15 protein-coding genes and 1 riboswitch are annotated in these 18,277 nt (G+C 59.8%); of the genes, 9 read left to right on the top strand and 6 right to left on the bottom strand.

Annotated elements, in window-relative coordinates:
- Positions 1–121: 121 nt before the first annotated feature.
- Entirely contained in the window at positions 122–1,300 is a 1,179-nt protein-coding gene (locus tag KF841_00495; GenBank protein MBX3393821.1) for a glycosyltransferase family 4 protein, read from the top strand.
- Positions 1,301–1,361: 61 nt separating this feature from the next.
- On the opposite strand, the gene KF841_00490 is transcribed toward KF841_00495, so the two are convergent.
- The 5 genes from KF841_00490 to KF841_00470 all read right to left on the bottom strand — a co-directional run bounded on the left by KF841_00490 (position 1,362) and on the right by KF841_00470 (position 7,931).
- The gene (locus tag KF841_00490; GenBank protein ID MBX3393820.1) at positions 1,362–2,063 is read right to left on the bottom strand and encodes a PEP-CTERM sorting domain-containing protein; all 702 of its coding nucleotides are present in this window, start codon (positions 2,061–2,063) and stop codon (positions 1,362–1,364) included.
- 317 nt (positions 2,064–2,380) lie between these two features.
- Positions 2,381–4,333, bottom strand: coding sequence for a DNA strand exchange inhibitor protein (locus KF841_00485; protein ID MBX3393819.1), 1,953 nt, complete (start codon positions 4,331–4,333; stop codon positions 2,381–2,383).
- Positions 4,334–4,498: 165 nt separating this feature from the next.
- Entirely contained in the window at positions 4,499–5,383 is an 885-nt protein-coding gene (locus KF841_00480; protein MBX3393818.1) for a type II secretion system protein, read from the bottom strand.
- Entirely contained in the window at positions 5,383–6,924 is a 1,542-nt protein-coding gene (locus tag KF841_00475; GenBank protein ID MBX3393817.1) for a PQQ-binding-like beta-propeller repeat protein, read from the bottom strand. Before KF841_00475 ends, KF841_00480 begins: the two co-directional genes overlap by 1 nt.
- Complete coding sequence (locus tag KF841_00470) at positions 6,921–7,931, bottom strand: PEP-CTERM sorting domain-containing protein (GenBank protein ID MBX3393816.1); 1,011 nt, start codon at positions 7,929–7,931, stop codon at positions 6,921–6,923. Before KF841_00470 ends, KF841_00475 begins: the two co-directional genes overlap by 4 nt.
- A 185-nt stretch (positions 7,932–8,116) precedes the next feature.
- Positions 8,117–8,326: riboswitch (cobalamin riboswitch) on the bottom strand.
- 747 nt (positions 8,327–9,073) lie between these two features.
- Here KF841_00470 and KF841_00465 point away from each other — a divergent pair.
- The gene (locus tag KF841_00465; GenBank protein MBX3393815.1) at positions 9,074–9,544 is read left to right on the top strand and encodes an Hsp20/alpha crystallin family protein; all 471 of its coding nucleotides are present in this window, start codon (positions 9,074–9,076) and stop codon (positions 9,542–9,544) included.
- A gap of 26 nt (positions 9,545–9,570) precedes the next feature.
- On the opposite strand, the gene KF841_00460 is transcribed toward KF841_00465, so the two are convergent.
- The gene (locus KF841_00460; GenBank protein MBX3393814.1) at positions 9,571–10,008 is read right to left on the bottom strand and encodes an Rrf2 family transcriptional regulator; all 438 of its coding nucleotides are present in this window, start codon (positions 10,006–10,008) and stop codon (positions 9,571–9,573) included.
- Positions 10,009–10,217: 209 nt separating this feature from the next.
- On the opposite strand from KF841_00460, the gene KF841_00455 reads away from it, so the two are divergent.
- From KF841_00455 to KF841_00425, 7 genes are all read left to right on the top strand, one after another.
- Complete coding sequence (locus tag KF841_00455; protein MBX3393813.1) at positions 10,218–11,012, top strand: hypothetical protein; 795 nt, start codon at positions 10,218–10,220, stop codon at positions 11,010–11,012.
- Between the two features lie 619 nt (positions 11,013–11,631).
- Positions 11,632–11,805, top strand: coding sequence for a Flp family type IVb pilin (locus KF841_00450; GenBank protein ID MBX3393812.1), 174 nt, complete (start codon positions 11,632–11,634; stop codon positions 11,803–11,805).
- Between the two features lie 537 nt (positions 11,806–12,342).
- Entirely contained in the window at positions 12,343–12,882 is a 540-nt protein-coding gene (locus KF841_00445) for a prepilin peptidase (GenBank protein MBX3393811.1), read from the top strand.
- Between the two features lie 30 nt (positions 12,883–12,912).
- On the top strand, positions 12,913–13,347 hold the full coding sequence (locus KF841_00440) for a pilus assembly protein (protein MBX3393810.1): 435 nt from the start codon (positions 12,913–12,915) through the stop codon (positions 13,345–13,347).
- Between the two features lie 74 nt (positions 13,348–13,421).
- Positions 13,422–14,408 carry a Flp pilus assembly protein CpaB gene (gene cpaB, locus KF841_00435; protein ID MBX3393809.1) on the top strand — a complete coding sequence of 329 codons (987 nt, stop codon included), beginning with the start codon at positions 13,422–13,424 and terminating at the stop codon, positions 14,406–14,408.
- Positions 14,405–16,138 (top strand): type II and III secretion system protein family protein, encoded by a 1,734-nt coding sequence (locus KF841_00430; protein ID MBX3393808.1) that lies wholly within the window; start codon positions 14,405–14,407, stop codon positions 16,136–16,138. Before cpaB ends, KF841_00430 begins: the two co-directional genes overlap by 4 nt.
- 186 nt (positions 16,139–16,324) lie before the next feature.
- A complete protein-coding gene (locus KF841_00425) occupies positions 16,325–18,202 on the top strand; it encodes a VWA domain-containing protein (protein MBX3393807.1) in 1,878 nt (625 codons plus the stop codon).
- Positions 18,203–18,277: the final 75 nt, after the last annotated feature.

Here is an 18,277-nt window from a genome sequence, read left to right as displayed (position 1 = left end):
CCTTCGCTTCGAAATGCCCGCAACGATCCAACAGCCAATTCCGATCCACTCGAAACCCGACGCGTGCGAGCAGGCGCTTTCCCCGATCGTTCCGCCAATGCCCGAAGCCCGAGGACGGCGAGTGGCAGTCTTGGCGGTGCATCATGTTCGAGTGGGTGAGCGGACATATACAGGCGGGGCGGAGAAATACCTTCTGTGCGCCGTGCGCGCGCTACTTGACGCGGGGGCCGACGTCCACGTGGGTTACTCCGGAAGTTCCATCTACCACGAACTGCTCGATTCGTATCATCCCCGGCGATTCACCGTCGAGAATACCGGATGGATCGACGAACGAATCGCCGGTGATAACAGGCTGCGTGCCTCGTTAATACTCGATCGTAGACGGTGGCTCCGGGCTGCTCGGGCAGACACGGTATTCGCCGTGCAGCAGGCGGGCGGTGCGGCGTTTGTCGCCTCGTTGCTGGCTGCGCGAAGCCTCGGTATGCGTGTAGTGACGTCGATACGACAGTCGCCCGAGCCACTCCCGGCGCACCGGCGGCGAAGGCTGTTCCGCTTGATTCCACTGCCCAGCGCGTGGCGAAGCCGACTGATCTGGCGAAAGCGACTACCCGCGCTCTGCGCGCACGCTGTTATCTATAACAGCAGTCGAGTGGCGGATGCGTTCGAATCGAGCTACGGCTTTCCGCCAAATCGCCGGATCGTCATTCCGAATGGGGAAACTGACGGCGGTTTCAGCGCCAATCAGGACTGCATCATCGATACGCCCACTCGCATCGCCAGCATCGGCCGTGTGACTGAGGCCAAGGGCGCTGATGTCATGCTCGATGCGTTCTCAATTGTCGCCGCGAGACATCCGCGCGCGAGTCTGACCTATTTCGGCGATGGTGAGTTGATTCCGCAGTTGCGGTCCCGGGCGATTCAGCGCGGCTTGACCAGTCGAGTCAACTTTGCTGGCTTCGTCGATTCGCACGGTGCGATGTATGACGGCGTCGATATCTGCGTTCAGCCGTCGCGGCGTGAATCGATGTCCAATGCCGTTATCGAGGCGATGGCTCGCGGAATTCCATGCGTCGTTGCGGACGTCGGCGGAATGCGTGAGGCGGTCATCGATGGAGAAACCGGCTTCGTCGTGCCTCGGGACGATGCGTCCGCCTGTGCCGATGCCATCTGCAAGCTGATATCCGACCGGGATCGCTACCGCCGATTCAGTACTGCTGCGGCCGATCGGGCCCGGCGTGATTTCGATCTCAAGAACGCGATGCGACGGACGGTCCGGACAATTCTTGGCATCCCCGAATGAAGAAGCCCCGAGGCAGATTCGCCTCAGGGCTTCTGGGATTACCTGGTTTTCAACGACGCGATCAACGTCGGCGGCGCAGAAGCGCGACCGCACTGACAGCCATCAGACTCAAAGTGGCGGGTTCGGGAATTCTCGGCTCACCCAGATCAGTGCCGTATTGGAAGAGCACATTGTTGATCGCGGTCGAAGGATCAAAGTTGGCCGGCAGGCCGCTCAGCGTAAAGACCACCTGATTCTTGATGAGGGCGTTGTCCCCCGTCATCGGCGCGTTACCCGTCGCCAGATTGTCACCGGCCGTTGTGATTCCGTATTCGAGGCCGTTGACGGACGCCGGTGGCTGCAGGTCATTTCCAGGGAAGCGATCTCCCGGAGCGAAAAGGCCGAATCCGGCTGAACTGATTCCGTAGGAAGTGCTGCCTGGGCCCGAAAGTCCGCTTTTGTAGGCCCATTCGCCGCCGACCGAGTTGCCGGGATCAGTCGGGCCGAAAAACACGCTGTGCCCGTTCGGAACAATCGCGCTCACCCGCGTGAGCGTGAGCGGCGTACCGGACACATTCCAGAACACGGCCGTCAACACGTCGACGGGAACCATCGCATCCAGGTTCGACGTATTGGTGAGTGTCACAATCAAGTCACTCCCGGAGACGGCGAATTTCGCCGACGCCGATCGTGTTCCGACCGTTGCGGAAAAGGTGATGTCGGCCGCACCGGCCGATGAAGTGAAGATCGCCAGCGCGGCGACAGCGGTAACAACTCTCAACATGCTTCTTAGACTCCCCATTGATGAAATCATCTGATCTCTCCAGCCTCGTTCGGCGAAAATGCAATTTCGCCGCCGTCCCGATTACTGATGTCCCAACATGGAACCCCCTATCCCCACTCTGCTCAATGGTAGTGCGGTTGCGTCAGCAAATCAAGCTGAGAACGAGTTCTCCGGCGCTTCTGATCCGGTAACGGAGTGCCCCAACTCTGGCAGGAGGAACCTGTGTATCGTTACACGGAAGCACTCGTTGATTCGTGCATTTCTACACGACTTCCCGTGTTTTAGGACGTAATGATTAGGGAGTTTTCCTGATGGGATTAGAAAATCAGGTCCACTAATGGAACCTCGACTTCAAGCGGGCCGATTGATACCGCCACGCGCTGACGCTCGTGTCGCACCCGAGCGACCTTGCCCGGATCGTCAAACCCCTTGACCCGCACAGCATCACCGGGCTGAAGGCGGAGTATTTTCTCCATCCACGCCCTGAATGCTTCGCGTTCCGCCTCCAGCGCCTTCGCCTGATCCATCGCTGCGAGTGTCTGTCGTGCGGCATCTTGCCGTGCCTGATCCGCGTCACGACGGGCGCGCTCGGCCTGCCGCCGCGTTGCGAGTGTTCCGGCGATGGCGCGTTGAAGTGAACGCTGCCGCGTCGCAAGGCTGCGCTGCGCCCGCTGCACGATTTTCTTCGGCATCCCCAGCCGGGATGCAATTGCAATCGCATTGCTATTACCCGGCTCACCGATGCGCAACTCATACGTCGGACGCAGCGTCTCGATGTTGAACATCACAGACGCGTTGTCCGCGCGGCGAGCTTCGTAGCCGATTCCCTTCAGAACGCCGAGGTGCGTCGTGACCATCGCCAGGCATCCGGATTCCAGCAGATGCTCGATGATTGCCCGGCCGATCGCCGCGCCCTCATCCGGATCAGTACCCGCTCCGATTTCATCGATCAATACCAGCGTCGAAGGCCTGGCACGTTTGATGATGTCGAGAATCCTCGCAAGGTGCGCGCTAAACGTGCTGAGCGACTGCTGAAGGCTCTGTTCGTCGCCGACGTCAATCCATAGACCATGAAAGACCGGGAGGGTCGACCCCGGCGCCGCTGGAATCGGCAGCCCCGATTGCGCCATGAGTGCAAGCAGGCCGACAGTCTTGAGTGCCGCCGTCTTACCCCCGGTGTTCGGCCCCGTGATAATCATCACGTCAAAATCATCACCCAGACGCACATCGATCGGCACGACGCTGCGTTCTTCCGGCCCGGGCGAAGCTGTCGCGTCGCCGCCGGACGAAGGCGGTGGTCGAAGATTCCCGCCCGTCCCCTCGGGGTGGAACATGGACAGCAGAATCGGGTTGCGCGCCTGACGCAGAATCACTCGGTTTTGATCGTTGATCTCAACCATGTGCATGTTGTACTTGCGGGCCAGTCCGATCTTGGCGCAAAGCAGGTCGATTACCGCTGCCGCTTCGAGCGTATTCAGGATTTCCCGCTGATTGAGATGAACCAGATGCGTTAGTTCCCAGAGGATTCGATTGATCTCGTCTGTTTCATCCGCCACGAGTGAGATTCGCCGATTGTTCAACTCGACTGCTTCGGCCGGCTCCACAAAAAGGGTCTGGCCGGAGTCGCTGCTGCGATGAATGATGCCGGGAATGCGTCCCTTCTGCTCGGCCTTGAGCGGTAATACCATCCGATCTGCGTGAAACGTCGCATTCGCATACTGGAGGTATTTCACGATGTTCGGATTGTGTAGCAGCCGATCAAACGCCTCGCGAGTCTCGTCGCGCACGCGGGCGATCTCGCCGCGGATTCGGCTCAGTCGTTCGCTGGCGTCGTCGCGCACCCGGCCGCGCGGATCGATCATGCGTCCGATGCGGTCGCCGATTACCCGAAGGTCGCCGATTCGTGCCACGACTTTCGCCACGGCATCAAATTCCTCGCTCGGCGGTTCCGCGAAGAATCGCCGGATTGCGTCCACGCCGTGCAGCGTCGCCGCCAATTCAGCAAACTCTTCAGGTTCCAGTTTGGCCGGCGGCACGGCCCGTTTCACCATCTCGCGGACATCACGAACGCCGCCAAACGGTGGCATCCCCCGTTGATTGGTGAAGCGCTCGAATTGCCGGGCCTGGTCGAGCCAGCCTCGCACCTGGGAATCCCGTTTTGAGGGCTTCACGCGCAGCGCGAGGCTCTTGCCCAGCGCGCAGTGAGCATGCTGCGCCAGCAGGCGGCGAACTCGCTCAAACTCCAGCTTTTCCAGCGTGTGGTCGTCCATTCAACGCCATGATAACCGCCTTCATGTTGCGAACAAAGAACGCCGCCTCGCGTGTCGATGCGCGACACCAGCGCAATTCGATTCAACGGCGTCGATCAGGTCACCGGCGCGCACCGGCGTCCGGTGCCGATCGATTCGATGAGGGGCCGGGTCGACGATCGCCGCTTACGGCGCTGCGATCCAGTCCCGCCAGTCTGGAACATAATGCGGGCCGTTCTCTACGCCGACGCTTCCAATGCGCCATCGCGACGATGTCAGCCACGCCGGCCGACTGCGGTACGCTTCGACATGCCCGTCGGCATGAACCGCTTGCGCACGATCGGCATGCCGAAAAGAAGTGGTCGGACTCTCATTTAGGGTCCAGCCGGCACCGTCAAAAAGCATCGGCGGGTCCAGCAAGGCGCTGTTGCGCGGCAGTGCGCCGCCCAGGTCAATCATGGCGTCGGCAAATACAAAAACCTGCGAAGCCTCTCGAACTCGCGACAGAGTCTTCCATTCGCGATGTCCGATTTGAAAAGAGAATCCCGGCGTTTGAGAAGGCGAAAGGTAATAGCCGTTGTAACCGTAAGTGCTGGTAATGGCTTGCGCGGCGCCTTGCGGACGATAGCTGCCCCACGGTTGTTCCGGACATTCGAAAACACTGGATGGTGATGGAATCGTCTGCAGATATGGCCATGTAAATCCACGTTCGTGGTCCACGGCCCCCGATTCGTTCGTACCCCACCAATAGACCGCCGGTCCCGAGCCGATGACCGCCATGTCAGTATATGCCAGTGGAATGGCACGATCGTCGTGATCGTTGGCATACATAACGAGCGCTCGGCCGAGTTCCCGGAGCCGTGCGCCGCAGGCTGCGCGCATGCCCGATCGACGCGCGGACGAGAGCGCGGGCAGAAGGATCGACACGACAACGGCAAGAATGCCGATCACGACCAGCAATTCAAGCAGCGTGAAACCGCGCCGCCGCGACGAGACGGAGTAGGCCTCTCGTTCCGACGTCGACTCCGTCCGCCGCTTCGAATTTCCTGCCTTGCTTTTCGATTCGTTCATCACTGTCCGATCAGGAAATCCGCGAATAGCGCGGCATCACTCGCTGTCAGCGTTCCGTCGCCATCGAAATCGGCGATGGCGATCCGAGCCGATGATGGGTCGACTGACAGCAGCAACTCAACGAAACATTGAATGTCCGCGCCGTCCACCGTGCCGTCGGCCGCATAAACCGGGTTGTCGGCCCCGCCGCACACATCACCCAGCATGGCGATCGCATGCAATCCATCCGGCCCGATGGAATACAGCCGTCCATCGCTGATTGCCGGGCTGCTGCCGAATCCGGCTCGATGATCGATGACGAACGACGCATCATTGGGCGATACACCGACATTTAACATGAACATCTCGGTGTACGCGCCGAAGAACACGTTTCCGCTAGGGATGCGTCCGCAGTACAGGATCCCATCAGCCAGGATCGGCTGATGCGTCCATCCACCGACCACGAGGCTTCCATTTGTGTCCGCGTACGTATCCCACACCTTCGATGCAGACGTCCCGTGGTCGACGAAGGCCTGCACCTTGGGTGTGCTGCCGAAACCCGGAATGCCCGCAGACAGGTAGATTCGATCTCCATCCACGATCGGAATCGAATCGGACCGCTCACAGGCCGTTGTCCATTGAATGACGCCATCAGCTGCGCGGACCTTCACCAGCGTGGAGTTGTTGGCGCCCCCAAATGAATTGTAACTGGCGGCGTAGACGAACCCATTCGCGACCGTGACGCCGCCGAAGAATCCCTCGCTCACGCCGACGGACCAGACGAGGCGCTGACCATCGGCAGCGCCCGCGTTAAAGGCATACAAATGTCCGATGCCCGGGAATCCGGGTGATGCCGGATCGGTGACGGATGAAACATACACGACGCCATCGAGATAGGCGGGGGAGTTGCCGCTCGTTCCGCCGATCGGTTCGCGCCATACGATCTCTCCAGGTAAGTACGGGTTTGCAATGCCGTCGAAAGCGTCCGTGTTAATGCAGTAGAGCGATCCATCTGTGCCTGCGCCGTCGAAATCAGTGATAAACGCACGGCCGATTCCCGCGTCGTCCGTAACAACCACCGACGCATTGACAATGTTGCGCAGGAGCGGCGTCTCCCAGTCGATATGGCCGCTATCTGCGTCGATGGCATAGACACGATTGCCGGAGCCGATCAGGATGCGGCGATGCTGCGAATCGACCGCGGGCGATGACCACGAATTCTGTGAGACGCGCATAATCGGTGTCTCGAACAAAATCGCGCCGGTCGCGGCATCGATGGCGACGATCCGATTCGCAACATGGTTGGAGCCGGAATAGACGCGGGCATTTGCGTAGACACGGCCGTCAAACACAACCGGTGAGGAAGGCCCCTCGAATACAAGCGACGCGCTCGTGGAATCCTGATTGGCGATCCAGATTGTTGCGCTCATTTCGCCCGGAGCGGCCGTCCCGTGTCCCCGATGCTGCGCGCCGCCGGCAAGCTGAAGCCAGTCGCTGGCTGAAGCAAACGGCGCTGCCGCGATGATTACAATCGGCGTGAGTTGTCGAATGATTCGGTTCACCGCGGCGTGATCCCCGAATGATGAAGTCGCCCGGCGGCCCGGGCAACATTCGCGCTGAAAATCCCGCCGCTGATTGGCTCGCCGATCGCAACTCGCTTGACGAAGGGCTTGATCGCTGCACCCCGGCGCTGGCCTCGCCGAAGCAGAACGCATCCCGCCGCTGCCAGGAGACAAGCCGCCGAAGCCGGCTCCGGAACGACGGTGATCGCGTCGATCTCCGCCGAGCGGAATGTACCCGGATTGAAGTCGTCATCAACGAGAATACGCACATGGGTCACCATGGAGAGTCCCACCAGCCCGATGTCGATTGGCGTGCCGCCGCCCGAGCCGTCATAGAGTGCCAGGGCTTGCGCATAGCTCAATCCATCGAAGTCGGACAAGGTCAGCGCTGGATTGACCGGCTTGAAAAAGTCGGTCTCGATGCTGCCCGGATTCGATGAAAGAGGATCCACATCCTGGTAGCCCTGAGTCGGGAAAAGGGTGTCAGCCCTCAAGCCGGGTAACTCAAAAAAATTCACGCCGTCCGCCGAAAGCTCGATGCGCCCGAATCCGAAGCCGTAGAGCGACGCGGGTGAGCCGATGGTGCCGTTGGGATAGTCGCTGTCCGTGAAGCCGGCATTGCCGAAGATGATCAGATCGACGCCGTAAGGATTGCTCGGATTGTTTGTAGCCGGAGTGCCGAGTTCCAGTGTGAGGTGCCCACCCTCACCGATGCTGACGACTTCATCCGTCCCGAAGGCGGAGTTAAACATCGTCACGGCGGAGGCGAATGCGCCGCCGAATTCGTTTTCTCCGGTGAATCGCTCGGGCATGCCGAGTGCGGTGTCCGGATTGGTGTACCCGAATACAGGCGTCGATCCGGGATCGTAGCTCTGCCATGAAGTCGCCCACGGCGACGCGGACACAACCCCCGGAGCGATCAATGCGATCGTCAATGTTGCGAGGACAACTCGGATTCTGACAGAATTCAGGGCAAGCTCAGGCGATGCAAAACAGGAAATTGGCACAATCGTGCTCCTTCCAGCGGCGATCTCTCGTCACCGCATAAAAAAACTCCGCAACGCCCGCGGACGTTCGGAGTTCGAAGAAGCCGATCGGTGGAATTGGACGGAAAGCCAATCCGTGCGGCCACCGCGAATACGACAGGACGGCGGCCGTTCGTCGACACTTCGCCCGTAATCCCGAGGCGATGCGACTTGGTTTCGGTGTCGGCAGGTCTTCTGGCTCTCGGATCATCCGATTGGCCGCGCCTTCTCCCCGATCGATGCGAACAGTTACGCGAGCGATCAGAAATGGCATTTGCGACCATCGTCCCCGATTACAGCGGCGGGACCGCGATGGATTTGCACCATCTTCCCTTTCGAGTCTCCCAACGCAGGAGACCGACACCGAGCAATATGAACTTGTCAAACGAACCTGCGGAACCCCGATCTGGACTCGGAAGGCCCGCAGTTTGCATGTTGCGGGGAATTTACTGTCGTCGGATGGAAAGTCAACATGAAAACGAGCGTTGGCTTTTCGGCCTTCGATCGGTGCGTGCGTGCGGCATCCCGTAGAGGCAATGGGTGTAAAAGAAAAGCGGAGTCGCGCCGTCTCCCGTCGTCGCGACCCCGCAGCGCTGCCCCCCGGCAGCATTCGGCAAAGCAAGATTCCCCATTTCGCCCGAAACCTCTCCCAAAGTCCGTGCGATTCTGACGAATCCCGCTCGGCCTCCTGAATTTTCGCCTCCAAGCCATTGGCTTATATTGCCAATTGGCTGACACTGGGGGATATAACCACTTCTCGTGCCACATTGAGGGTCGAAACGGGGCAATGAGTTGTCGCTGATTCTAAGCTGTTGCAGGGAAGATGGTTAGAATTATTGAAATAATAAGGCGTCATTGAGGTGTGGCGAGATGGAAAGCGAAATGGGGAAATGAGCCCATAAGTAAGGGTCCCGATGCGAGTAGAGCACCCCATTTTTGAGCACGATTCTTTCATCCCATGATCGAGGTCATGCGTAAGTCTGGTCGGCAATGCGATGTGAGATTGGGATTAGGTCCTGTGACGCCGTACGATTTAAGATGGTGATTGCGGTGCACCGTCTGGCGCGGGCGATGTCGGGTCGCCATCGCGAAGCGTTGTAAGGTTGACAATCGGAGGACTCGCTATGGCCGGTTTCCAGTTTCCATCAGATATTCCGTTTTCGGTCCAGGAGTTGCGAAACGAATTCGATCGGCTCGTCGATCGCGTGTGGCACGGAGGACTGAGCACCGCGCCGCTGGATGGTCAGGACTGGGCCCCAAGAATGGACGTGACCGAGCAGACGGACGGATACTTGATTCGCGTCGAAATTCCCGGCATCACTCCGGACGACATTGAAGTTTCGATCCTGAAGCCGACGTTGACGATCAAGGGAACGAAGCGCGCGCCGGAGAACGTGGCCGAGGGCAACCGAATCATCCGGCGTGAATGTCGATTCGGGAGCTTCTGCAGAAGGACTGAATTCGATGCGCCAGTCGATGAGAATTCGGTCTCCGCGAATTTCAAGGACGGCGTGCTGTATGTCCGAGTCTCCAAAGCGCAGGAAGCCATGGGACGCAAGGTCAAAGTCGCGGCGGAAGATTCACGCCACGGCTGAGACACTCACCCGAATGCCCGCGGCGCTCAAGTGTGACTCGCGACTGCGAGTTGGCTGTCGAGCAGGTCAACCAGTGACGTGCCCGCAAAGAGTTCCTTGAGTCGGACATGTGCGTCATCATGGGCTCGGCTCATCGTGGTCTGGACGGCGGAAGGCATACTCTGGAAATGCTCGTCCTGTTTTTCAAAGGAAATGAACGCGCCGACGCCGTCGAAGACGTCATAAAGTGAGATGGTCTCTGGAGCTCGATTCAGCCGGAATCCACCTCGGGGGCCTCGGTCGGAGTGTAGAATTCCCGCGTTGGCGAGCTGGCTCAGTATTTTGGCGGCGTACGCTTTCGGCAGATTGTGCTTATTGGCTATGTCGCCGGCCCTCACCCCGGCGGGTGATTTTGATCCGTTGTTTTGCTGCGCGATCTCGTAGATTGCGAGCAGCGCATACGTGGCGGTTTTCTTGCGGAGCATAGTCGCTGATCCTCAGTAGCTATCCATTGGACGATAAATCGTGCAGTGTCGCAAGTCAAGATCTGTCTGACTGGCGCGCCCTGCGTCCTTATGATAGGATCGTTGAAACCAATTTTCACGGAACGGGGTGTAGTTTCAGTTGGATCAATCCCAAAAAATCTTTGGCTCGAAAATTCACAAAGTCATTTATAATATAGTTTTATACCGCTATGGCTCACTCTCGGAAATCCACCGGTGTATCCAAGACAAACCCCCCGGGCTGGTTGCGGGCGCTGGGGCACCGCGATCTGCCATCCAAAGTCACTCTGAACGGCGAGACGTTCATTCATATTCAGACCTACAAACACGACTTTTTTGCCGGCACGGGTCTGTACGAAGGGGCCGGGCGAAAAGTGGTCGTGAAGATCGGGCGGCAGGCGCCGATCATGGGAATTCCGGTCTCTTTCATCGGATTAGTGTTGATGAAACGCGAAAGTCGAATGCTCCGTGCGGTCGCTGGCTGCGAGGGCGTTCCGGAGTGTCTCGGTACGGTGCTTCGGACCGGTTTGGTGCGTGCGTATGTCCCGGGGCGGCCGCTGGGTCGGGAAGATCGTCCCGGCGATGAGTTCTTCCCGCGACTCGAGAAACTGCTCGGAGAGATTCACTCACGGAATATGGCGTATGTCGATTTGGAGAAACGCGAGAATGTGCTCGTCGGGGACGACGGGATGCCACATCTCATCGATTTCCAGATTTCATGGAAGTTTGACGGCTGGCTCGGGCGGACCTGGCCGGCCCGATGGATGCTCGGCGTCCTTCAACAATCGGATCGATATCATTTGATGAAACATTGGCGCCGGCTGCGTCCGGACCAATTGGATGAGGCGACCTTCCAAAGGACCGGTAAAGCGCCATTCTGGATCGCGTGGCATCGACGGGTCTTTCGTCCTTTCACTTTGCTTCGACGGCGCGTGCTGGTCTGGCTGGGTGCCCGAGAGACGGCACACGGCCGATCGCCGGGCTGAGCAGCAATTTCTACAACTCACCTTCCTTCCTATTCCCTGGTCGTGCGATGCCGCGGCTCCGACTTGCGCTCGATTGAGACGCACGGAGAAGGTTCGCCCAAGGCGCGATAACTATCGGCCTGAGCCTTTTTTCAGTGTTGCGATGCAGGGTTTTCACGGGTTCGTCCGATCAGAACTATTGGAAAAAGAAAATCGTCGTCGTTCGTTTGCCCGACCGGTTTGTGTTTCTTATGTTTGGTTAGTCTTTCGTCGATCCCAGTGCTGGGATAGAGGCGAAGACACCGTGCGGGTTGTGACGCTCCATGACACGGGGCACATAACCTTGACGGTGCGGGACAAAAGTTCCCGCCGGGAATTGCCGCCCTTGGAGTGTTGCGGCAATCGGGCCTCTCCTGAAAAGAGTTTACTGCCTCGTGCATCGTGGGACCGGAGTGTCCTGGCGGTGGAGGCAATTTCCCTGCGGTTAGGGAGTCGGCAGTAAGGACGCTGTCGATCGTTCAGGTCTCTCCGGCGAAACGGCGAGACGGGTTTTTGGGGGGCTTCGTGGGCGGCTGGACATCGCCAACGACGCCGTGCAGACGGCGGCTGCGTCCGAGTCTGCGGGAAAAGGAGCTTAGCTATGAAGTCGATCATCAACTGCGTCAAGTCGTTCATTCGCGATGAAGAGGGCGCCACTGCGACGGAATACGCCGTCATGTTGGCACTGATCATCGTGATCTCGCTCGCCGGCATCAGCGCCCTCGGCGAGAAGGTCTCTGACGTGTTCGTCGATATCGAAGCCGCGATGCCGTAATTCGGCTTGATGCGGAACCGGTCGGCCAGGGATCGGCCGACAAACGAGTGAGCCTGGAGCGGCTCAAAGTTGAAGCGAATCCAACGCAGGCGGGCGGGGGCGCGAACCCCCGCTCGCCGAGCGTTCATTCCGAAGGTCCGTGCCGCGCACTTGACACAAGTCGCGGATCGAACGGCATGGGCCTGGTCGCACATGCAGCCGGCGCGTTGCCGGCTTGAAAGCCCATCCGAATCGCTCGGTGAGGCGAAACGGCTGCATGCTCCTGGTTGAATCGATCATTCCATGATCTGTTCGATCGGGCAGGCGCCAATTCATTCGGCGAGTTTGCGGACCGGAAACGCGCGTCGGATAGCGGTGTTAGCGGTCCTGCCGCGTTACGGGCTCAACGAACTCATCTTCCCGGTGCGGCGAGCCGAATTCGCAGAAGGGCAGATAACCGAATCGTTGGAAATCCGCTCGGTCGATTTGCCTGAAAAGAACTTGAATGCGAGAGTTTTCAACAGGTTCGGTCGGGGAAGCTGCAAACAAGGTGCGGGTATGAATCTTGGCGGGTTTGAACAGGCGGTGCTGGCGGCGCTCGTTCCGGCAATGCTCTTTGCGAGCTGGAACGACTACCGGCGTCATCGCGTGCCAAACTGGCTCAACGCCTCGATCTTCGCCGCGGGCGTCGCCGTCCATTGCTGGCTCGGTGGCTTGAGCGGGCTGGCCATGTCGGTGGGTGGGGCGGCCGTGGGATTCGGAGCCCTCTTCTTGTTGTGGGCGATTCGGGCGATGGGCGCGGGAGATGTCAAGTTCATGGCGGCGATCGGTGCATGGATGGGGCCGTCTCTGACCGTTCAATCACTGCTGTTTGGCGGTGTGTTCGGCGGCGTCCTGGCCGTGGGCATGATCGCCTGTCAGAAACGTTGGATGCAGACGTATTTGAATCTCGGCATCGTAATGCGAAAGGTCGGCTCGGTGCAGACCGCGTTCAGCGAGTTCGGCTCGGTCCGCGAACTCAGCCAGTCCAGCGGGAAGATGCCATACGCCATACCTTTGACACTCGGAACACTGTGCGTGCTGTTTACGAACTTCTAATGGTTGGGGGGGACTGCAATGAGACTGGGAATGAGAAAACGAACGAAACACCTTCGACGGGCGGCGGCGGTGGTCGAGACGGCGGTCGTCGCGCCGGTTCTGGTCGTGGCGATGCTTGGAATGATGGAAGTGGGTTACGCCTTTCTCGTCCGGCAGACCGTGACCATGGCGTCCCGCGAGGGCGCTCGCGCCGCCTCGCTGCCGGGCGGCACCATGAGCGACGTCAATTTCGCGGTCGATGCCGCGATGGAGTCGGTCGGTCTGGATGGCTATGAGGTGGACAGCAACGTCGCCTCGCTGGGCCCCTCCGACACGGAGGTTTGGGTCTCGGTCTCCATTCCGCTTAATCGCGTGAGCTTCACCGGCAGCCTGCTCGGTGGCGGCTCTTTCGACATTGGTTCAACAACCACCATGCGACGTGAAGGTGTATCGGTCGATCCGTCCGGTACCGGCGTCGCTCCGTGATGTGATTCGCGTCTTGCCATGGGGGGCAAGTCGGGTCTGTTTTCACTGACTTTGGCAGCTAGAGGTTTAAGACAATGAAACCCAAGACACTGATTCCGCTGGTCATCGGCTTAGCAGTCGGCTTCTTCGCAATCAAGATGGGGCTCGACATGGTCCAGAAGGCGAAAGGCGCCCAGGAAGACAAGGCCACCGTCTACATGGCAGCGAGGTCCATCGATGCCGCGATGGCGATCACCGAGAACATGCTCACCACCAAGCAGGTGCCGATGAGCCTCGTACCGGCCGATGCTTTTAAGGACCAGAAGTCCCTGGTCGGCCGAGTCACGAAAATGCAGATCCCGGCTGGCATTCCCGTCACCCGGGCGATGCTCGCGCCGCCTGGCGCGCTGCCGGGTCTGAGCGCTCAGATTCCGCCGGGACATCGGGCGGTGAGCGTGAAGGTGACGGAGGAAACATCGGTATCAGGGTTCATTACTCCCGGCAGCCGCGTGGACGTATCCACGGTCATTCGGACAAACGACGGCGGCACCACGTCCCGATTGGTGCTCTCGAACGTCGAAGTCGGTGCGGTGGGCCAGTCCCTCAACACCGGTGCGCCGGAAGGTGGAAAAAGCAAGGGCGGACCGCAGCTTGCAAAGACGGTCACGCTGTTCCTGGCTCCCGAAGATGTTCAGAAACTCAATGCCGCGATCGGGACGACAAAAGGCGGAATCCGAATCGCGCTGCGCGGAGCGGAGTCCGATCCGGGAGATTCGTTCTTCGCAAAGATGTTGACGAAGATGCTTGAACAACAGGAAGCGCCGGCTAAACCCGCCAAGCCCAAGAAGCAGGTGAAAGTCGCAAAGGTCGAACCACCGAAGACCCATGTCGTTGAACTTCGGCGTGGCGGCGCGGTCGAGCAATTGGTCTTCGACGAACGCGGCGGCGTTCGACGAATTCCGATGGGGGAAGGCGGCACGGTCCAGGCGGCGCCGGGCACGCACGAACCTCAACCCGCGGCAGGCACGATGCCCGGTGACGCTGTGGAAGCGATTGAACACGGAACGGAGACGATTGAATGAACCTGTACCCGAGTGCATTTCAGCGGGATCGCGTCGACCGGATTGGACTCCGTCGAACGGAGACGACCCGTGTCGTCGGTCCGGCGCGGCTGGCGGCCACGCTGAGCGTCCTTTGTCTTGGATTCTCCAGCGCGGTCTTCGCCGGTGATCCGCCGGCGAAAAGTGATCCGGACGCCGGAATGGCGGCCAATCGCCCCACGTCGATCGCGCAGGCCAACGACGATGCGGCGACCGCACTCCGGGGCGGCGATTCCACGTCCGTTCGGTCGAATCCCGAACCGGCGTCGGCAGACAGTTTCATTGAGTCCGTCCACGTGGACCGCGAAAACGCCGAACGAGTCCGCGTCTCGAGGAACTCGACCGCGGTGATCAACCTCAAGCAGAAGGCTGACGGCGTTCAAGTCGCGGATCCGAACATCGCGGATTTCTACCTGGTCTCACCGACGCGTATCGTCGTGAGCGGCAAAACATACGGATCGACCCAGCTACTGCTTCGATTCGGCGATCAGCAGAAGACATTCCATATCGATGTTGAACTGGACATGAGCGCGCTGACATCGTTCATCGCATCGAATGCGCCGACCAGTCGAATCGAAGCTCGAAGCGTCAACGGTGTCATCATGCTGACAGGCACTGTTCCCGACGCAGACACCGCGGCGAAAATCGTCGGAATGGCCGGCCTGGTCCAGGGCGGCGAAGTGCGCAGCAATCTGACGGTCGCGGGCGTTCAGCAGACGATGTTGCGAGTCGTCGTCGCGGAAGTGAACAAGGAAGCCAGCCGGCAGCTCGGCGTCAACTGGGCGGTCGGCGCTTCGGATTGGTCGCGCGACTTCTTCTTCGCGAACAATGTTGCGAATATCAATCCCACCGTCTTCAGCAGCAGCGGCCTGGCGAATGTACTGACCGGCCAGCAGTTGTACGGCGTGGCGGGCGTCGGAAACGGCCCGAACACCAACATCACCTTCGGGTTTCCCAAGGCTGAGTTTCAGGTCTTCCTGAACGCTCTCAGGGAAAACGGCCTCGCCCGGACCTTGGCCGAACCGAATCTCGTCGCGATCAGCGGGCAGACCGCTTCGTTCCTTGCCGGCGGTGAAGTGCCGATTCCCGTGGCGCAGGCCGGCGCCAGCGCGGGAGCGATCACGGTGGAATACAGGGAATTCGGCGTACGCCTCGGCTTTACGCCCACCATCCTGAATGGGCAGATCATTCGACTGCACGTCATGAGCGAAGTAAGTGAAGCGGTCCCAACGACAACCGTTGTCGGCGGATTCCCGCTGTTCACCTTCACGACGCGTCGCGTGGAATCGACAATTGAATGCGGAAATGGCCAGACCTTTGCCATCGCCGGCCTGCTGAATGATCGGATTCGAGCGAACGCATCGAAGATTCCCGGCCTGGGCGATTTACCCGTGCTTGGCGCGATGTTCAGTTCGACGGCTTATGAGCGATCGATGACGGAACTGGTCGTGCTCGTCACGCCGCAGCTTGTGGAGCCGCTCGATCCGCAGCAGGTTCCGCCGCCGCCGGGCAGTCTCATGACGGAGCCCACGGATTTCGAGCTGTTCGGATTGCAGAAGCTCGAAGGCCAGCCGCTGGCGCGCTCGGAATCCGATGAAGTGCCCCGGGAAAGATATCCGGTCAAGACTCGCCCGGGCGGCACGAGCCGCTGGCCGACGTCGCAATTCGCGTTGCGGGGTCCGTGGGGTCTGGCGGATTTTGAGGAGAAGTAAGAGGAGGCTTGATTTCGCCGTTCGCGAGTTTGACATCGGGTCAGGCTCGTGATTCGGTCGGCTTGGGAGAACTTGAGAGCCGCGAAGGGCATGCGACCCGCATCGGCTTTCGGGAGTTTATTGGGGGGATCGACCATGTTCTTGCGCAACTGGTGGGGTAAGGGACGCAGACGGCGCGGAGCCGTCATGATACAGACGGTGTTGTTTGGCGGAACAGTGGGCCTGGGCGTCGCGGCACTCGCGATCGATACAGGCTTGATGTACAGCGCCAAGCAGGAACTCCAAAGCGCAGCCGATGCAGCGGCGCTGGCCGCCGCATCCCAGCTCGGAGCGACCGAAAACGCGACCGGACTGGCAACTGCCGAAGCGAAAAAGTTCGCCAAGTTCAATAATGTCATGGGCGAGGATGCCGACCTGGTCGATGCGGACGTGACCTTTGGTCACGCGGAGTTGATCGGCAATCGGTATGAATTCCACGAGGGTGAACTGCCGTTCGATTCTGTTCGCGTTCACCTCAAACGCGATCAGACCGTCAGTGACGGGCCCGTGTCGCTCCTTTTCGCCAAGACCTTCGGCATGACGGGCGCGCGCCTTCAGGCCAGCGCGGTCGCGATGCTCGTGCCTCGCGATATCGCGATGGTCGTTGACCTGTCCGGCTCAATGAACGACGACAGCGAGCTTCGCCACCACAAGCGATTCGCTTCCGAAAAAGCAGGTTATATCGATGGCGTCCAGATCAACCTCAAGGAAATCTGGCTTGCTCTGCCCGTCGCCAAGGGCAAGCCCGGTGTGAAGAATGGGGCCAATCCCTCCGCGCCTGCATCGACCTGCGCCGCCGGGGACAACCAGCCGTCAAACGGCGCCGGCAAGCCGCAGGCCGCCGGTGGACATCCCGACGCCGGTGAAGAGCCGTCGGGTGGAAGCCTGAATCCCAAGGGACCTCGATGGGGCTGGATGACGAGCTTCGGCGACCCGATCGTGCTGGGTTCCTACAACGCGGCCAGCGATTCGGGGCTTTATCGGATTCCGCGCAGCAGCACAACGACTGACGCCGACGTCATCGCGAATCTGACGGAGGCCGGATACTCCGCTGCCGAAAGGACGGCACTCCTGTCAAGCACCTACGACAGCGACACCAATCACTTCAAGCGTCGCGTGCGCGTCCTGCTTGGATTGGCCGGCTGGAAGAGCGGCATGAGTGGCGGCAAGTACACCGGCACCGGCAACGGTGACACCAAGGTCGATTCAGGCGAATTGACGCACACCGTCGCCTATCCATTCAACTCCGGTTCATGGGATGCCTACATCGACTACGTCCGATCGACGTCAACCCAGATGGCCGTCACGGACTCCAGCCTCGTTCACCGGTACGGAATCAAGACATTCGTCAACTTCCTCCTGGAGAGTCAGGAGTCGAATTCCGAGACGCCCGAGCTGAAGAACACCCCGGAAGAGCCGCTGTTCTCCGTTAAGAACGCCGTCCAGACCATGATCGATGAGCTCATCTACCTCGAGACGCAGGATCATGTATCGCTGGAAACCTTCGCTCAGTATGGTCAGCATCGGATGGATCTGTGCGTTCCAGGTCTGGGAGAAAGCCTGGAGGACAAGCTCCAGGAAATCCCCGATGAATTGAGGAAGTACCAGGCCGGCCACGACACGCCTTACACCAACATCGGCGCAGGCCTCGACCGGGGTATCCAGGAACTCACGAGCAATCGTGCTCGCACCGCCGCGTCGAAAGTCATGATCCTCCTTACGGACGGCAAGCCCAACGTGGCTCAGAACGGATCAGTCACCGGCAATAACTCGTCCGGCGCGTTGAGTTGGGTCGCTGATCGAGCGGACCTGGCCAAGTCCAAGGGAATTACAATCTACACCGTGGGTGTCGGCGGTGACGTCGACGACGAATTGCTGTCGGACACGGCCACGTCGGCGAACCACTACTACTACGCCGATAACTCACCGGATCCTTCGAACGGGAACCAGCCGCTGTACATCAACCAACTCAAGCAGATTTTCAAGGAACTGGGTGGAAAGCGACCGGTCCGCTTGATCCAATAACCTGATTAATCCTTCGGTATGCCGCGACCGGCTGATCAAGCAGCCGGTCGCGGCGGCCGATAAGGGGTTCGGAGC

It is taken from the genome of Phycisphaerae bacterium, assembly GCA_019636475.1.
Classification (GTDB): Bacteria; Planctomycetota; Phycisphaerae; order UBA1845; family UTPLA1; genus JADJRI01.
The sequence above is the reverse complement of the archived record's forward strand: the minus strand, read 5'-3'. Positions and strand labels throughout refer to the sequence as shown.